This is a genomic window from Micromonospora sp. NPDC048868, from assembly GCF_043198195.1.
Classification (GTDB): Bacteria; Actinomycetota; Actinomycetes; order Mycobacteriales; family Micromonosporaceae; genus Micromonospora; species Micromonospora reichwaldensis.
This window is the reverse complement of sequence record NZ_JBICUN010000003.1, coordinates 21,330-38,853: the sequence shown is the minus strand read 5'-3', so window position 1 is coordinate 38,853 and position 17,524 is coordinate 21,330. Positions and strand designations below refer to the sequence as shown.

Sequence of the window (17,524 nt, the reverse complement as noted above, 5' to 3'; positions counted from 1 at the left end):
GGAGTTCCGGACGCAGTGTCCAACGCGAACGGGTCGGCGGGTGTCCCCGTGGCCCGCATGACCTTCGACGAGTTCATGGCCGTCGGCCCCGGCGGCCTGTTCAAGGCCGACGTGCCCGTGGTGATCGCGCTGCCGCCCGACGTGCAGGGGCTCGGCCGCGACGGCGTGGCGAGCCGGCTGGCCGAGATGACCGTCACCCTGTTCACCGAGCCGGGCGACAAGAACCACCCGGGGCGCTGGGAGACCCGCGACATCAAGCTGCGCGACTTCTTCGCCGACGAGCGGCACCTGACGACCCCGGGCACGTGGCACCGGGTGGTGTCGAACATCCGCAACAGCCCGGCCGACGTCAACGCCGTCATCGGCTTCGACGCGGACAAGTTCTTCGGCTACGGCGACACGCTCTACGCGGCGAACCTGTGGATCAGCCACCGCGGCGTGTTCACCAAGAACCACTTCGACGAGTTCGAGAACTTCAACATCGCGCTGGAGGGCCGCAAGCGGTTCATCATCGCCCCGCCCGGTTCCCGCGAGTACTATCCGCGTTCGGTGCTGCGCGGCTTCGGGGACAAGTCCCAGGTCTTCGACCTGGACAACGTCGACCTGGCGCGCTTCCCGAGGGTGGCGCCCAAGCTGGCCCAGCGCCGTGACTTCGTCCTCGAACCGGGCCACATGCTCTACCTGCCGCTCGGCTGGTGGCACCAGGCCGAGTCGCTGGACGAGATGAACATCAACGTCAATTTCTGGCTGAAGTCGAAGAAGATCCTCCGCAGGCCGCACGCGCTCGGCGTCGCGCTGTACACGTACGCCTACCGGAGGGTCAAGGGTGTCTACAGCTACAAGCCCACCGAGGTGAACTCCTGATGAGCGAGCGCAAGTCCATCACTCCCACCCACCGCTACCGCAACAACGACAAGCTCATCGGTGTGGGGAACACCTTCTGGAACATGTCCGAGGAGCACGGCGTCGCCGGCATCGTCGGTGACCTCTCCGACGGCGTGTTCCGGATGGCCGACGGCCACGAGTTCGTCAACTTCACCGTCTGCTCCTACCTGGACCTCGACACCCACCCCAAGGTGATCGACGGGGCCGTCGCCGCGCTGCGCCGCTTCGGCGTGCTGGACCACTGCATCCCGCGCACCCGCGTCCAGACGTCGGTGCTGCTGGAGCTGGAGGAGTCGCTGGGCGAGCTGTTCGACGCCATGGTGATCAGCGCGATCTCCACGGCGGCGGCCAGCACCGGCCTGCTGCCGCTGATCGCGTCGGGGCACCTCGGCAACGGCACCCGGCCGCTGATGGTCTTCGACAAGAACGCGCACGTCTCGATGGCCAACGCCAAGCCGAACTGCGCCGACGAGACCGAGGTCGTCACCTGCCGCCACCACGACCTCGACTACCTCGAGGACATGTGCCGCACCTACGAACGCGTCTGCTACGTCGTGGACGGCTCGGACAGCCTCGGCGGCTACGCGCCGGTCGAGGAACTGGCCGTGCTGCAGGACAAGTACAACATGATGGTCTTCTACGACGACTCGCACTCGCTGTCGGCGTACGGCGAGCGCGGCATCGGCTACGTCCGCTCGCACTGCCCGGTGCGCGACGACCGCACCATCACCGTCGCGACCCTGAGCAAGGGCTTCGGGGCGGGCGGCACGGCGATCCTGCTCGACGGCTTCCCCAAGGAGACGCGGCGGATCGTCGAACGCTTCGCGGGGCCCCTGGGCTACTCGCAGAAGATGAACGCGGCCGCCGTGGGCGCCGCGCTCGCCTCGGCGGAGATCCACCGCACCGAGGAGCTCACCCGGCTGCAGGGGCGGCTGCGGGCCAACATCGCGCTGTTCGACTCGCTGCTGGCGACCGAGCAGTCGGGCAGCACGTACCCGATCCGGGTGGTGCCGATGAGCGACGAGACCGTCGTCGAGGCGGCCCAGCGGGTCTTCGCGGCCGGGTTCTACACCTCGCCGGTGTTCTTCCCGATCGTCGCCCGCGGCACCGCCGGCCTGCGGGTCATGCTGCGCGCGGGCCAGACCGAGGAGCAGATCACCAGGCTGTGCTCCGTGCTCGTCGAGGCGGGCGCCCGCCCGGCAGCCGAACGACCCGAGCCGGTGACCCGATGACCGGCGCCGCGCGGGCGATCCCGCGCAGCATCCTCTACACCCCGGCGCTGTCGCTGGACCGGGTCGTGAAGGCCTGGTCCTACGACGCGGACGTGCACCTGATCGACCTGGAGGACTCCGTACCGGCGGCCGAGAAGCCGGCCGCGCGCACCGTGTGCCGGGCCGCCCTGGAGAAGGCGCCCCGGCCGGAGAACGTCGCGGTGCGCATCAACCAGCTGGGCAGCGTCGCGGCGGTGCAGGACCTGGTGGCCCTCACGGATTCTTCGGTGCGGCCCGGCATCGTCATGATGACGATGGTGACGTCGGCGGCCGAGGTGGCCCTGCTGCGGCAGATCCTGGCCAGCGCGGACGCGCACCCGGAGATCTACGTGACGGTGGAGACCGTGGAGGCGGTCACGGAGATCGACGCGATCGCCGGGGCGAGTGACGGGCTGGTCCTCGGCTCGGCCGATCTGGCCGCCACGCTCGGGGTCGAGATCACCTGGGAGGCCATGCTCGCCGCCCGGCAGGCGATGGCGCTGGCCTGCGCCCGGCACGGCACCGCCTGCATCGACACCGCCAACTTCCGGCTCGCCGAGCCGGCCGTGCTGGCGCAGGAGACCGCCCGGGTGCGGGCGCTCGGCTTCCACGGCAAGGCGACGGTGCACCCGGGTGAGCTCGACGAGATCAACCGGGTGCTGCGCCCCCAGGCCGACGACCTGCGCCTGGCGCGCAGGGTGGCCGACGCCGTACGGGCGGCCAACGGCGGGATCGCCGTGCTGGACGGGAACATGGTCGGCCCGCCGTTCGCCCGGATGGCCCGCGCCACCGTGTCGCGCGAGGACGCCTGGGCCGCCCGGTTCGGCACCGACGGAGCTGCCGGATGACCGGGCCGGTGACGGTCGGCGCCGCACAGATGGCGGGCACGACCCAGCTCGTGCGGGTGATCGACGCGCTGGGCGAGATGTTCGCGGACCTGGCCGCCGGCCGGACCGACTCCCCGGCGCGCACCGTCATCGAGCACGGCCCCCAGCGGGTCCTGCTGGTCAGCCCCGCGGTCTGGGAGCGGCGCGGGGTGGGCAGCGTCAAGATCACCACGCTCACCCCCGACAACCCCGGGCGCGGCCTGCCGCTGATCCACGGGGTCGTCGCGCTGACGGACCTGACCACCGGGCAGATCACGGCCCTGCTCGACGGCGCGGAGCTGACCGCCGTGCGCACCGGTGCGGTCGCCGCCCTGGCGACCCGCTGGTGCGCCGCCGAGGACGCCGAGGACCTCGCGGTCATCGGGGCGGGGGTGCAGGCGCGGTCGCTGGTGCGCGCGATGGCGGCGGTGCGCCGGATCCGCAGCGTACGGGTGTTCTCGCGGACCCGGGACCGCGCGGAGCAGTTCGCCGACTGGGTGCGCGACGCCGTGCCCCACCCGGTGCACGCGAGCGTCTGCGACAGCGCCAAGGCCGCCGTCGCGGACGCGGCGATCATCTGCACGGCGACCTCCACCAGCGACAACACGCCGCTGGTGGAGGCGGACTGGGTGGCGCCCGGGGCGCACGTCAACGTCATCGGCGGCACCCACCCGGACGCGATCGAACTCGACCCCGCCCTGCTGGCCGACGCCGTGGCGGTCGTCGAGGACCGCACCGCCGCGCTGGACGGCGCCGGTGAGGTGCGCGCCGCCCTGGCCGCCGGCCTGATCGGCGTGGACGACCTGCACGAGCTGGGCACGCTGGTCACCGGCGGGGTGCGCGTCGGCGGGCGGACGTCCGTCCTGCGTACGGTCGGGATGGCCATCGAGGACACCGCCGCCGCCGTGGCGCTGCACGAGGGGGCGGCGTCCGTGGCGTAGGTCAGGAGGCGCTCTCCCGGCAGCGGACCATGAAGGAACGCTCGAAGACGATGACCGTCTCGCCGGTGGACTTCGTGCCCGTCGTCTCCACCGTGACGATGCCCTGGCCGGGCCGGGACCGGCTCAGGCGCTTGTCGAGGATGCGGCTGGTGGCGTACAACGTGTCGCCGACGAACACCGGCTCGCGCAGGCGGACCTTGTCCCAGCCGAGGTTCGCCACCGCCCGCGCCGACAGGGCCTGCACGGTCATGCCGCCGATCAGGCACAGGGTGATCCCGCTGTTGACGAGCACCCGCCCGTACTCGCTGCCCGCGCCGTAGTGCTCGTCGAAGTGCAGCGGGTGCTGGTTCATGGTGAGCAGGGTCAGCCAGGTGTTGTCGGTCTCGGAGATGGTGCGGCCCGGCCAGTGCCGGATCACCATGCCGGGCTCGAAGTCCTCGTAGTCCCCGCCGTGCTCTTCGCGGTACTCGTTGCCCTGGACATGACGCAAGGTCATCGGCGGTTCTCCCGTGTCGGAGGTGGACGAACCGACGCGGTCCCCGTCGGACGTGAATGTTAGTCTATGTCGATCATCGTTTCGGAGACACCGGCCCCGCGGCGAGCACGCACCGGCGCCGGCCCGACGTGCGATTCCGGGGAGCGTCAGATGACCGTGCGCGAGCATGTCGGCAGTGCGGGGCCGGCCGGGCATCCGTGGTTCGGCACCCACCGCGTGGCGCCGGCCGCGCCGGCGGAGACGATCCGCGGGATGCTCCGCCACGAGCTGCGGGACACGGGCTGGCCCTACCAGCGGCTGCTGCCGGCGGCACCGATCGCCATCCCGCGCGCGTCCTACGCCGAGATCTTCCGGGCGGCCGCCGCGCTGGTCGACCTGCTCCGCCGCACCGCCCTCGAGACGGCCCCCACCACGCAGGGCCGGCTGGCGGCCTACCGCATGCCGCAGAGCGAGGACCAGCTGTTCGTGCGGGACCCGTTCGTCGAGGAGCGCTACCCGGACTGCGTCGTGCGGCCGGACGTCGTCATCGGGCCGGACGGGCCCCAGTTCCTGGAGTTCAACGTCAGCGGCGCGCTCGGCGGCGTGGTGGAGACGCGCAGCCGCCTCGAGGTGTGGCGCAGGCTGCACGGCGACGCGGAGGGCAGGACCCCGTTCAGCTCCCCGGACCCGTTCGCCGTGCGCGCCGAGATGTACCGCTCGCTCTGCGCCGAGCTGGGGCTGGCGCCCAGGGTGGCCATCGTCGGCAGCGCCCGGGTCTACGGCGTGCAGAGCCGCTACTTCCAGCTGGAGGCCGACTACCTCAACAACCACGGCCTCACCGCCCGCTTCTTCGAGCCCGAGGAGCTGCCGGAGGCGTGGGACTGCCCGCCCCACCTGCGCTACCCGATCGGGCTGCGCAACTTCACCATCCCGGACTGGCTCGACGCCGGTCTCGACACCAGCTACGTGCAGGACGCGCTCGACAACGGCTGCCTGCTCGTGGGCACCCAGACGTCGACCTTCATGCACAGCAAGCTGACCATGGGCCTGCTCTCGGAGGGCCGGCCGTGGATGAGCGCGGCCGACCGGAGCCTCGTCGACAGGTACGTGCCGTGGACGCGGATCCTCGCGGACCGCCGCACCAGCCGCGCGGGTCGCGAGGTCGAGCTGCTCCCCTTCGTCGTGGCGAACCGGGACCTGCTGGTGCTCAAGGCGGGCCTGGGGGAGAGCGGCAAGCAGGTGGTCATCGGCGGCGAGGTCGACCAGGCGACGTGGGAGTCCGCCGTCGCCGAGGCCGCCGCCGACGGCACCAGCGTGGTGCAGGACTTCGTGGCGCCACGCACGTGCCGGGTCGCGCTCCTCGCCGACGGCGCCGACGAGCCCCACGACGTCGAAGTCGCCCCGGTGATCGGGCCGCTGCTGTTCGGCGGCCGCGCGGCGGGCCTGTTCTGCCGCTACTACGGCGACGGCTCCGCCGGGATCGTCAGCGCCCGGGGGCGCGACAGCGGCTCCGACAACTGCATGGTGGCCGTCTGACCACACCGGACCCGTCGTCGTCCGCCGAGCGGCCCCGACGATAGGGGGTCCGCGGCACGAATGAGGTGTTGTCGCGGTGCGGCCCCCGTGTCACGATCGCTGCCACCGCAAGCCCGTGCCGCGCGACCCCACGGTCGACCGGCGACCTGTCGGCCCGCCGCCGTCGAACCGAAGGGACCTGCCATGCCCGCCGATCCCGAGGTGCCCGGACCGCCGACCGGATGGCACCCCGACCGGGCGGTGCCCGCGCTGATCTGGGCGGCCGCGCAACGGCACGGCCACCGTACGGCCGTCGTCGGCGCGGACGCGACACTGAGCTACGCCGAGCTGCGCCACGCCGTCGCGGGTCTCGCCGACGTGTTGCGGCGCCACGATGCGCCAGCCGTCCCGGTGGCCGTCCTGGCCGACCGGGGCGCCGCCCAGCTGGTGGCGTGCCTGGCCGCGCTGCACGCCGGGGCCGGCTACGCCTGTGTGGACGTCAACCAGCCCCGGGCCCGCGTCGAGAGCCAGCTGCGCGGCTGCGGGGCCGCCGTCGTGGTGACGGATCGCGACGACCCGCCGGTGTCCGGGCAGGTGGTGCTCGCCGTCGACCTGGCCGGCTGGATCGGCGCGGGGGCGGCGGCGCAGCGCGCCGGGGCGCTGGGCGGTCCGCCGCCGGTCGCGGGGGACCAGCTCGCCTACACCGTGTTCACGTCCGGCTCCACCGGCGTACCCAAGGTCGTCGAGATCCCGCACGCGGCCCTGGCCAACTACGCGGCCTTCGTCGCCCGGCTGGTCGACCCGGAACGGGCCGACGGCGAGCGGCTGCGCTTCGCGTCGGTGACCAGCCTCGCGACGGACCTCGGGCACACCGCGGTCTTCCCGGCGCTCACCGGGGGAGACACGCTGCACCTGGTGCCCACCGAGACCGCGACGGACCCGGACGACTTCGCCGACTACCAGGACGAGCACCGCGTCGACGTCCTGAAGATCACCCCCTCGCACCTGGCGGCGCTGCTCGACGAGGCGGCGGAGCGGGCCCTGCCCCGCCGCCTGCTCGTCGTCGGTGGCGAGGTGTGCCGGTGGGAGCTGGTGGACCAGGTCCGCGAGCTGTCGGGCGTGCGGATGGTCAACCACTACGGCCCGACCGAGACCACCGTCGGCGCGCTCACCTTCGAGGTGCCGGCCGACCCGGCGGCGCGCCCGGGCACCGCCACCGTGCCGATCGGCCGCCCGATCGACAACGCGCGGGTCGCCGTCGTCGACGCCGACCTGCGTCCGGTCGCGGCGGGCGTCGAGGGGGAGCTGCTGATCTTCGGCGCGGGGCTCGCCCGCGGCTACCGCGACGACCCCGCGACGACCGGCGAGATGTTCCCGACCGACCATCCCGAGGGCCGGTGCTACCGCACGGGCGACCTGGTGACCCGCCACCCCGACGGGCTGGTCGAGTTCCACGGCCGCCGCGACGGCCAGGTCAAGATCCGGGGCCACCGCGTCGAGCTGGGCGAGGTGGAGCAGGCGGTACGCCGGTGCGCCGGGGTGCGCCGGGCGGCGGTGGTGCCGGTCACCGGGGCAGGGGCCGTCCCGCGCCTCGTCGCGTACGTCGTGCCGAGCGAGCCGCCCGGACCGACCGCCCGCGAGCTGCGCGACCAGCTCCGCGAGACGCTGCCCGACTACCTGCTGCCCGGCGCCGTGGTGTGCCTCGACGAGCTGCCCCGGACGCCGAGCGGGAAGCTGGACGTGCGCGCGTTGCCGGCACCCGGCAGGCCCGCCGCGCGACGGTAGCTCCCGACCCGGCCCCCCGGGGGCGGCAGGACGGGTCCGTGGCGCGCGGCGGCGGCCGGCGTCCGCCGGCCTCAGTCGGCGTGCGGGTCGAGTCCGAGCGCGACCCGCCCGATGTACGGGTAGGCGTCCAGCGATCCGAACGGCTGCATGAAGCCGCCCGCGCGGGCGTCGCGGTACAGCCGGGACAGGGGGTGCCGGCTGCTGAAGGACGCCCCGCCGCAGATCGTCATGGCCCGGTCGACCGTGCCCACCGCCGTACGGTTCGCCAGCAGCTTCGCGGTCTGCCACCCCCGTACGACGTCGCGGACGGCGGCCTCGGACCGCTGCGCCGGGTCGTCGGCGGCGAACAGGGCGTCCACCAGGCGTCCGGAGCGCTCCAGCACCCCCCGGGTGGCCGCCAGGTCGAGTTCCATGGTGGCGATCTCCCGCTGTACGGACGGGTGGTGTGCCGGCGCCGCCCGTCCGGGCTGCCGGGGCACCCTGGTGGCGTGTTCCACGGCGATCTGGAAGGCCGCCTCGGCGATCCCCAGTGAGGCGCCCAGCAGGGGGAAGTTGATCGTGCAGGAGCGCGCCAGGTCCTCCGGCGTCGGCGGGCCGAACGGCTCCCCGACGGTGACCCGGTCGGCGGGCACGACGCAGTCCTCCAGCAGGAGCCCGTGGCTGCCGGAGCCCCGCATGCCCAGCGCGTCCCAGTCGCCGAGCACGGTCAGCCCGGGCGTGCCGGCCAGGACGACGGCCTCGGCGTGCCGCCACCCGCCGTCGGGACCGGCGACCCGGACCGCGACGTTGAACGAGTCCGCGACCGCCGAGTTGGTGACGAACGTCTTGCGCCCGGTGACGACGTACTCGTCGCCCTTACGGACGGCCGCGGTGAGCGCGCCGTTCCACGTCGCGCCCGGTTCGGTGGAGGCCCCGGCCATGATCAGGTCGGAGCCGCCCAACGCCTCCAGGATCGCGTCGAGCTGCGCCGCCCGGACCCGGTCGCCGTCCGCCTCGGCCCGCTCCCATCGACGGACCTGCCCCCACACCGAGGCCATGTGCATGTTCGCGCAGATGGCCGTCGACCCGCAGCCCCGGGCCAGCCGGGAGACGGCCACCAGCACGTCGTGCAGGGAGCGGACCCCCAGCCCGCCGTGCCGGGTCGGGGCGCACGCGGCGAGCACCCCGCTGTCGCGCAGGTCGGCGAAGTTGTCGGCGACGAACGTGTTGTCCCGGTCGTGCCGGCCGGCCCGTTCGGCGAGGGTGCCGACGTGGCCCTCGGCGAGGGAGACCAGCTCCCGGCCGGCGGCGGTCGTGGCGGTGAGTTCTCCGAACACCTACAGCATCCTCAGGATGGTGAGGAACTCCTCCGCCCGCTCGGCGTGGGGTTGCTGCGGGCCGTCGAAGCGGGCGCCGGTCTCCGTCGGCACCGGCGTCGGCAGCACCCTCGGGAACAGCGGACCCCCGATGGGGTCACCGGGCCGCAGGCCGTGTTCCCACAGCAGCGGCAGGACGGCGTGCTGCGGCTGGAAGGTGACGCCGTCGCCCACCCACCGGGAGACGAACGCCCGACGCTGCCGCTCGGGGCCGGTGCCGGTGGCGCCGTGCAACGCGGCCGGGTGGAACAGCACGATGTCGCCGGGCGTGAGGTCCCAACTCAGGATCTCGTGGTCGGACACGTCCGGCACCGCCTCGAGTTCCTCGCGCCGGCCGAGGTGGGTGGCCCCCGGGGTGATCGGCACGTAGCGCCGGCCCCAGCGGTGCGAACCACGCACCACCTGCAGCGCGGCGGTGTCGGGGGTGCACGGGTCGAGGGGGATCCACATCGCGCACACCTGCTCGCCCGCGATCGGCCAGGAGCTGACGTCCTCGTGGAACGGCGTCGGGGCACCCGATCCGGCCGGCTTGGCGAAGATCTGGTCGTAGAAGGCGGTGATCGCGGTGGAGCCGAACAGCTGCTGGGCGATGCGCGCCGCGGGGGAGAAGAACATGAAGTCGCGGAAGCCGTCGTGGGTCTTCCACATGAAGGCGTCCCCGGCGAACCCGCCGCCACCCAGCAACGCGGTCGCCTGCGCCAGCACTGTCGGGTTGGCGAGCAGGTACTCGACGCCCTCGGCGATCCGGCCGAGCCACTTGTCGTCGATCATGCCGGAGAGCCGGACCACGCCGTCGGTGTGGAACGCGTCGATCTCGGCCTGGGTCAGGTCGCGCGGTGGCGCCTCGGGAGGGCTGATGTCCATGTGCGGGGTCTCCGTCAGGGAAGGCGTCGCCAGTGGGCGCCGAAGAGGGTCTCCTCGTCCGGCAGGCTGACCGGCAGGGGATGTGAGACGTAGGTGTAGTTGAGGAAGTCGCGCCAGGTCACGTTCTCCGACCGGGAGCAACCGCCCCAGCTGCCGCTGGCGATGACCTGGGTGAACGGCATCCCGTTGTCGAAGCTGCCGCTGTTGCCCACGGCGGTCGACTGGTTGACCATCACCCGTCCGGCGCGGGCCCGCTCGGCCAGCCTGACCACCCGGTCGGGCCGGTCGGTGTGGATGCCGCAGCTGTGGCCCTGCCCGATCCGGCCCAGCAGCGTCTCCACCGCGGCCAGCGCGTCGTCGAAGGCGCTGAACGTCGACACGGTGAAGACCGGCGCCAGCTTCTCGCCGAGCATCGGGTCGTCGAGCGCCGGGACACCGCCGGGCGCCAGGGGAGGCAGCTGGGCCACCAGGGCGGTGGTCTTGGTCGGCTCGGCCAGGTCGATCCCGGCGGCGGCGGCGAGCGCCGCGGCGGGTCGACCGACCGCGTCGCGGTTGAGCCCCCGCCCGTCCGGCCAGAGCAGCGTACGCAGCCGTGCCGTCTCGGCCGCGTCGCACAGGTGGGCGCCCTGCCGGGCCAACTGGTCGAGGAAGGCGGCCGCGATCCCGGCGTCCACCAGCACGTTGCTCTCCGACGAGCAGGAGGTGCCGTTGTTGAAGCTGCCGCCCAGCACGATCAGCTCCGCCGCGGCGGCCACGTCGGCCGAGTCGTCCACGATCACCGCCGGGTTGCCGACGCCCGCGCTGATCGCCGGGGTGCCGCTGCGGTACGCCCGGCGTACCGTGCCGGGCCCGCCGGCGGCGATCACCAGGTCGGCGGCGGCCATCAGGGCCTCGGTGGTCTGCCGGTCGGTGACCGGCAGGCACTGGACGAGGTCCGGCGGGGCGCCGACCGTCTCCAGGGCCTGACGCAGCAGCTCGACGGTGCGGGCCGCGGAGTGCCGGGCCCGGGGGTTGGGGGTGATGACCACCGCGTTGCGGGTCTTCAGCATCGGCAGGGCGTTGCCGACCACCCCGGAGCAGGGCGCGGTGGCGGGGCTGGCCACCGCGATGACCCCGATGGGCTTGGCCAGCTTGCGCAGGCCACGCTCCGGCAGCTCCTCGATGATCCCGCTGGTGACGACGCCGTGCAGGTCACGCAGCGTGCCGAGGACCCGGCGCTGGTAGAGCGTGAACAGGTGCTCCGGGTCGCCGAGGCCGGTCTCCCGGTAGGCGAGGTCGGCCAGCGACCGGGCGGTGTCCTCCTGGTAGGCCGCCCAGCCGAGGGCCGCGACCAGGTCGTCGACGCGCTCCTGCGGCCAGAACTCGACCTCCGCCTGGGCCCGGCGGGCGCGGGCCATGGTGGCCTCGACGTCGGGCCGGTCCTCCTCTGTGGACACCGTCGCGTTCCGGCGGCCCGGGGCTGGCGCGTCCGGCGCCGCGGTGAGCGTCACGGCCGCGTCGGCCTCGCGGAGGTCACCGCTGGACACTGGCGTGCTCCCGGGTCGAGGGCCGCGCCGACCGCAGCCGGCCGATGGTCTCCTCCAGCATGTCGTCGGTGACGGTGAGGGAGAGCCGCAGGTAGCCCGGCGCGCCCATCACCGAGGCCGGCAGCACCAGGAGGCCGCGCTCCTCGAGCAGGGCCGCGTGTGCCCAGTCGTCCGCGTCCGGCACCCGGGCCAGCAGGTAGAACGTTCCCTCGCTCGGCTGGACCTCGTACCCGGCCTCGCGCAGGGCGTCGACCAGCAGGTCGCGGCGCTGCTCGATCGGCTTGACCTGTAGCGCGTGCTGTTCCAGCTCGGGCAGGGCGAACAGCAGCGAGTTGTTGGGGAACGCCCAGCCGGTGGTGAGGCGGGCCACGGTCAGGGCCCGGCGGAGCACCGCCGGGTCGGGCATGGTCGGCGGGATCGCCACGTAGCCGACGCGCTCGCCGGGCAGCAGGAGCGTCTTGGTGTACGTGTGCACCAGGAACGTGAACGGGTAGTGCGTCGCCGGGCTGGGACACGACCGGCCGTCGAACACGATGCGCCGGTACGCCTCGTCGGACAGCAGGTAGATCGGCCGGCCGTTGCGGGCGGACGCCTCCCGCAGCACCTCGGCGAGCGCGGCGAACTCCTCGTCGGTGTAGACCGCGCCGGTCGGGTTGTTCGGGCTGTTGACGATGACGGCGCTGGTCCGGGGCGTGATCGCCGCCGCGACGAGTTCCGCGTCGAGTCGCCAGGAACCGGGGGTCAACGCCACCGGCCGGGGGACCGCGCCGACCGAGGCGATGATCGGCTCGTAGTAGAACCAGGCGGGGTCGAGGTAGACCACCTCGTCGCCCGGGTCGCAGACGCTGCGCAGGCAGATGGTCAGCCCCGCGAACGCCCCGTTGGTCAGGGCGACGTCGTCGGCGGTGAACGGCAGGGCGAGTTCCCGGCTGAGGGTGGCCGCCACCGACTCCTGGGCCGGCGGGTGGTCCCGGGTGTAGGCGAACCAGTCGGTGTGCTGCGGGCTCAGGTGCCGTTGCAGGACCTCGACCAGGGCCGGCGCGGGAAACTCGTGCGGATCGCCGAAGGCGAGGTCGATCACGCCCGGGCCGCCGCGCCGCCGCGAGTAGGAGGACTGCTCGAGGTAGGCCCCCAAGCGCCGCCCGTACGCGTCGGTCGCGTCGGTCATCTGCCGACTTATCCGGTGCTCCATCCTGCTCCGATCTCCACCCTGATCCGTGGCCGGCGAGGTCGCCGGATTCACACCGTGGCGGGTTGTGCGGCGGGGACTTTTGCGGGCAGCTGACGCACCGACCGCGCGGAGAAGGTCGCGACGGTCACCAGACCGAGCACCCCGCCTGCGATGAGCAGCGTCTGGGCGACGCCGATCCGCTCGGCGACCGGGCCGACGACGGCCAGGCAGAGCGGGCCGAGCACGAACGAGCCCATGGCGTCGTACGAGCTGATCCGCGACAGCGCCTCGTTGGGCACGTGGTTCTGCAGGGCGGTGTCCCACAGGACCTCGAAGATGTCGACGCAGACGCCGTTGACGAGCATCGAGGCCGCGATCAGCCAGACCGGCGCGCCGGCCGCGATCAGCGCGAACGGCGGGAGGAAACCGAAGGTCGCCAGCACCGCCACCCGCATCGGCCGGCGGGGGCGGATCCGCATCGCCACCAGGCTGCCGCCGACCAGGCCCACGGCCTGCGCGGTGACGATCACCGACCAGGCGGTGACGCCGCCCAGCTGCTCCTTCGCGGTCAGCGGGCCGAGCACGTAGATCGCCGAGAAGCAGCCGTTGACGAACGCGAACTGCACGACCACCAGCCAGACCCAGGACCGGGAGCTGAACTCCCGCCAGCCCTCCCGCAGGTCGGCGAGGATGGTGCTGGCGGCGGCCCGGGCGGGGTGCGACACCCGGACACCGGCCAGCAGCAGCGCGGAGCCGAGGAAGGTGACGGCGGGGACCGCCAGCGCCCAGCCGGCGCCGAGGGCGGCCACGAGCACCCCGGCCAGGGCCGCGCCGCCGATGGTGGTGCTGTTGCGCGACAGCCGCAGCAGCGCGTTGGCCGACTGGAGCTGCTCCTGGGCCACCACCTGCGGCACGACGCCGCGGGAGGCCGGCAGGAAGAGCGCGGCGGCGGCGCCGTTGACGGCGGACAGGGCGATAACGACCGGCAGCGAGGGCCGGCCGCTGACGAACACCACGGTCAGGGTCGCCTGCGCGGCGAAGGCCAGCAGGTCGGAGCCCACCATCAGGCGGAAGCGGTTCATCCGGTCGGCGAGGACACCGCCGAACAGCAGCAACGCGACCTGCGCCAGCGACCGGGCGGCGAGCACGAGGCCGAGGTCGGTGGCGGAGCCGCCCGGCGCGTCGAGGACGGCGAAGGCGAGCGCCACCGGGATCACGGCGCTGCCCAGCAGCGACAGCGTGCGGGCCAGGAACAGCATCCGGTACGACCGGTCGGCCAGGATCCGGAGGTCGTCGCGCACCTGGCATCACCTCCGGTCGGCCGGTCGGACGGGCTGCGTGCTGGCGCGCCGGCGGCGTCACAAGCGTGCCCATCATGTGGCAGGGAAACGGGTTGCCCAACCCCTAGGACTCGGAACAGATGTCGTGAATTGTGAGGTCAAACCCCTATTACCGCTCATCATGCTGACTAAGCGCTCAGCCGGCCTGGTAGAGATCGAGGATCGGCACCCGCATCGGTGCGACGCTCGCGTCCGGTGGAGGCCCCGGACCGCGGCCGGATCACCGACGGACAACGGAGGACCAGTGGGACGGCAGGAGCATCCGGTCGCGAGTGACGTCACGCAACGCGTGGCGCGGCTGTCCAGTTCGGCGCGGGCGCTGCTCGACGAGCGGCTGCGCGCCAGCCGCTCCGATCCGGCACCCGCCAGCGCCGCCATCCCCCGCCTGGACGCCGCCGAGGCCCCCCTGTCCTTCGCGCAGGAGCGGCTCTGGTTCATCGAACGGCTGGAGGACGACGCCGTCCACCACAACGACGCCACGCTGCTGATCCTGACCGGCTCGCTCGACCAGGTCGCGCTGCGCCGGAGCATCGAGGAGGTCGTCCGCCGGCACGAGATCCTGCGTACGGCCTTCCGCCAGCTCGGCGAGCGGGTCGTGCAGGCCGTCACGCCGCCCGCCCCGCTGAGCATCGACGTGGTCGACCTGCCCGGCGCCACCGCGCACCCCGACGACGCCGTGCTGCGGGCCGCCGTCGAGCGGGAGATGCGGGTCCCGCTCGACCTGGCCGCCGGCCAGAGCATGCGGACGGTGCTCTACCGGATCGCCCCGGACGTGCACGTGCTCGGGGTCACCGTGCACCACCTCGTCTGCGACCTGTGGTCGTTCACCATCTTCTGCCGCGAGCTGGCCGCCACGTACGCCGCGTTCGCCGCCGGCGCGACGCCGGACCTGCCCGAGCTGCCGATCCAGTACGCCGACTACGCCGCCTGGCAGCGCACCGCGGTCGGCGAGGAGCGGATGGCGGCCCACCTGCGCGAGCGCGTCGACGAGCTGGCCGGCGTGCCGCCCCTGCTCGCCCTGCCCACGCGGGGCCCACGCCCGGCGGTGCAGCAGTTCGTCGGCGCCTCCGAGTGGTTCCGGCTCGGCGCCGCCGACGCGGACCGGATCCGCGCCCTCGGACAGCGTCAGGGGGCCACCACCTACATGACCCTGCTCGCCGCCTTCATCGTGCTGCTCGCCCGGCACAGCGGGCAGCGGGACATGGTCGTCGCCAGCCCCATCGCGACGCGGGAACAGCACGAGCTGGAGCACCTCATCGGCTGCTTCCTGAACATGATCGTGGTACGCGCCGACCTGTCCGGCGAACCGACCTTCGCCGAGCTGGTGGGCCGGGTCAAGGCGGCCTCGCTGGACGCGTTCCGGCACCGCGACGTGCCGTTCGAGCGGCTCGTCGCCGCGTTGCAGCCGGAGCGCAGCCGCAGCCACCAGCCGCTCGCGCAGGTCGCCTTCGTGCTCCAGAACGTGCCCACCAGCCGGCTGGACCTGCCCGAGCTGCGGGTCGACGTGCACCAGATGGAGACCGGCCGGTCCCGGATGGACCTGACGGTGAAGATCACCGAGACGACCGACGGGCTCATCGGTGAGTTCGAGTACGACACCAGCCTCTTCACCGGCGAGTCCGTACGCGACCTGGCCCGGCAGTTCGAGCTGCTGCTCGTCGAGGCGGCGCGGGAGCCCGACACGAGCGTGTGGCGGCTGCCGATGCTCGACGACGCGCAGCGGCACCGGATCCTGCACGAGTGGAACGACACCGCCGCCGACCTCGGCCCCGAGGCGCTCGTCCACCGCCTCGTCGAGGCGCAGGCGCGGCGTACGCCGGACGCGGTGGCGGTCGTCGAGGGCAACGTCCGCACGACGTACCGCGAACTCGACGAACGGGCCAACCGCCTGGCGCACCACCTGCGCGACCTCGGCGTCGGCGTGGAGGACCCGGTGGCGGTGTGCCTGCCCCGCTGCGCCGCCGAGGTGGTGGCGATCCTGGCGGTGCTGAAGGCCGGCGGCTGCCACCTGCCGGTCAACCCGCGCGACCCGCAGGCCCGCCGGGACGCGCTGCTCGGGCAGGTCCGCCCGGCGGTCGCGATCTCCGCCGGGGACCTGTGCGACGAGGTGTGGAGCCCGGGCCGGCGGATCATCGACCTGGACGGCGAGTCGTCGCTGACCGCCACGTGTCCCGCCACCGACCCCGCCGTGCCGCTGCACCCGGACAACCTGGCCTACACCCTGTTCACCTCCGGCTCCACCGGGCAGCCCAAGGGCGTGCAGGTCACCCACCGCGGGTTCACCAACCGGATGCTGTGGGCTCAGCGCAACTTCCCGCTCGGCCCGCACGACCGGGTGCTGCGCAAAGCGGCCTGCACCTTCGACGTATCCCTGGACGAGCTGTTCCGGGCCCTGTTCAACGGCGCGGCCAGCGTGCTGATGCCCGAGACGGCGACCTTCGACCCGCGCCGGCTGGCGGCGGTGATCGCCCAGCACGGGGTGACCGACGCCGACTTCGCGCCGACCGCCCTGCGCGAGGTGCTGCTCACCGCCGACGCCGCGGACCTGAAGTCGCTGCGGCGGATCGTCTCGGGCGTGGAGGAACTCACCCCCGAGACGCAGCGGCTGGTCTTCGACCGGCTCGACGTCACCATGTTCAACCTGTACGGCCCGACCGAGGTGTCGGTCTCCTGCACCGCCTGGCCGTGCGACCCCGACGACGAGCGGCCCTTCGTCCCGATCGGCCGGCCGATGGCCAACGTCCGGGTGTACGTGCTGGACGAGGCGATGCAGCCCGTGCCGCCGGGTGTGGCCGGGGAGGTGTACGTCGGCGGCGCCGGGCTGGCCCGGGGTTACCTCGACAACCCGGCCCTGACCGCGGAGCGGTTCCTGCCCGACCCGTTCGCCGACACGCCCGGCGCCCGCGTCTACCGCACCGGCGACCTGGCCCGGTTCGGGCCGGACGGCGTCCTGGAGTTCCTCGGCCGGGGCGACGGGCAGCTGAACCTGCGCGGCTACCGCATCGAGCCGGGCGAGGTGGAGTCCGCGCTGCGCCGCCACCCGGCGGTCCGCGAGGCCGCCGTCGTCGTACGCCGGGACCCGCCCGCCAGGGACGCCCGGCTGGTCGGCTACGTCGTCGGCGACGACCTGCCGGGCACCGCGGACCTGCGCGCCCACCTGCGCCGGCGGCTGCCGGACTACCTGGTGCCGGCCGCCTTCGTCAGCCTGCCCCGGCTGCCGCTGACCAACCACGGGAAGCTCGACGTCGCGGCGCTGCCACCACCCGGCCAGGACGAGCCCGGCGCCGCCGGGGCCGACGGGCCGCGTGACGAGCGCGAGCGGGTGCTCCTGGACATCTGGTGCGACGTGCTGGGACGCGAGGGCATCGGCATCCACGACGACTTCTTCGACCTCGGCGGCGACTCCCTCACGGCCACCCGGATCGTGGCCCTGGCCGGCGCGAAGTTGGGGGCGGACGTCGAGGTGGCGGTCATCTTCGACGCGCCGACGGTGGCGGAGCTGGCCGCCCGGCTCGCGCCCGGGCAGCCGTGACCCCCGGCCCGACCCCTGC

General features: G+C 73.5%; 13 protein-coding genes. 7 read left to right on the top strand and 6 right to left on the bottom strand.

Features of this window, described 5'->3' with window-relative positions; genetic code table 11:
- Positions 1–57 precede the first annotated feature (57 nt).
- The 4 genes from ACGFNF_RS05255 to ACGFNF_RS05240 are packed head-to-tail and all read left to right on the top strand — an operon-like array spanning position 58 to position 3,942.
- A complete protein-coding gene (locus tag ACGFNF_RS05255) occupies positions 58–864 on the top strand; it encodes a cupin-like domain-containing protein (RefSeq protein WP_357579163.1) in 807 nt (268 codons plus the stop codon).
- A complete protein-coding gene (locus tag ACGFNF_RS05250; RefSeq protein WP_393165900.1) occupies positions 864–2,117 on the top strand; it encodes an aminotransferase class I/II-fold pyridoxal phosphate-dependent enzyme in 1,254 nt (417 codons plus the stop codon). Before ACGFNF_RS05255 ends, ACGFNF_RS05250 begins: the two co-directional genes overlap by 1 nt.
- Complete coding sequence (locus ACGFNF_RS05245; RefSeq protein WP_393165898.1) at positions 2,114–2,983, top strand: HpcH/HpaI aldolase/citrate lyase family protein; 870 nt, start codon at positions 2,114–2,116, stop codon at positions 2,981–2,983. The genes ACGFNF_RS05250 and ACGFNF_RS05245 overlap by 4 nt, the downstream gene beginning before the upstream one ends.
- Positions 2,980–3,942: an ornithine cyclodeaminase family protein gene (locus ACGFNF_RS05240; protein WP_393165896.1), complete on the top strand. Its 963-nt coding sequence runs from the start codon at positions 2,980–2,982 to the stop codon at positions 3,940–3,942. Before ACGFNF_RS05245 ends, ACGFNF_RS05240 begins: the two co-directional genes overlap by 4 nt.
- Position 3,943: 1 nt before the next feature.
- Here the strand turns inward: ACGFNF_RS05240 and ACGFNF_RS05235 are convergent, their stop codons facing one another.
- Entirely contained in the window at positions 3,944–4,438 is a 495-nt protein-coding gene (locus tag ACGFNF_RS05235) for a MaoC family dehydratase (protein WP_393165894.1), read from the bottom strand.
- A 150-nt stretch (positions 4,439–4,588) separates the two neighbouring features.
- Between ACGFNF_RS05235 and ACGFNF_RS05230 the strand changes: the two genes are divergently transcribed.
- Positions 4,589–5,953 carry a hypothetical protein gene (locus ACGFNF_RS05230; protein ID WP_357579148.1) on the top strand — a complete coding sequence of 455 codons (1,365 nt, stop codon included), beginning with the start codon at positions 4,589–4,591 and terminating at the stop codon, positions 5,951–5,953.
- 183 nt (positions 5,954–6,136) lie between these two features.
- On the top strand, positions 6,137–7,717 hold the full coding sequence (locus ACGFNF_RS05225) for an amino acid adenylation domain-containing protein (RefSeq protein WP_393165892.1): 1,581 nt from the start codon (positions 6,137–6,139) through the stop codon (positions 7,715–7,717).
- Positions 7,718–7,788: 71 nt separating this feature from the next.
- On the opposite strand, the gene ACGFNF_RS05220 is transcribed toward ACGFNF_RS05225, so the two are convergent.
- The 5 genes from ACGFNF_RS05220 to ACGFNF_RS05200 form a co-directional block, all read right to left on the bottom strand.
- A complete protein-coding gene (locus ACGFNF_RS05220) occupies positions 7,789–9,033 on the bottom strand; it encodes an acyl-CoA dehydrogenase family protein (protein ID WP_393165890.1) in 1,245 nt (414 codons plus the stop codon).
- Positions 9,034–9,936, bottom strand: a complete 903-nt coding sequence (locus ACGFNF_RS05215) for a phytanoyl-CoA dioxygenase family protein (protein ID WP_151454066.1) — start codon at positions 9,934–9,936, stop codon at positions 9,034–9,036. It lies immediately after the preceding gene.
- A gap of 14 nt (positions 9,937–9,950) precedes the next feature.
- The gene (locus ACGFNF_RS05210; RefSeq protein ID WP_357579151.1) at positions 9,951–11,462 is read right to left on the bottom strand and encodes an aldehyde dehydrogenase family protein; all 1,512 of its coding nucleotides are present in this window, start codon (positions 11,460–11,462) and stop codon (positions 9,951–9,953) included.
- Positions 11,449–12,630 carry an aminotransferase class I/II-fold pyridoxal phosphate-dependent enzyme gene (locus ACGFNF_RS05205; protein ID WP_357579152.1) on the bottom strand — a complete coding sequence of 394 codons (1,182 nt, stop codon included), beginning with the start codon at positions 12,628–12,630 and terminating at the stop codon, positions 11,449–11,451. The genes ACGFNF_RS05210 and ACGFNF_RS05205 overlap by 14 nt, the downstream gene beginning before the upstream one ends.
- A 71-nt stretch (positions 12,631–12,701) precedes the next feature.
- Positions 12,702–13,934, bottom strand: a complete 1,233-nt coding sequence (locus ACGFNF_RS05200; RefSeq protein ID WP_393165887.1) for an MFS transporter — start codon at positions 13,932–13,934, stop codon at positions 12,702–12,704.
- Between the two features lie 283 nt (positions 13,935–14,217).
- On the opposite strand from ACGFNF_RS05200, the gene ACGFNF_RS05195 reads away from it, so the two are divergent.
- Entirely contained in the window at positions 14,218–17,505 is a 3,288-nt protein-coding gene (locus ACGFNF_RS05195; RefSeq protein ID WP_393165886.1) for an amino acid adenylation domain-containing protein, read from the top strand.
- Positions 17,506–17,524: the final 19 nt, after the last annotated feature.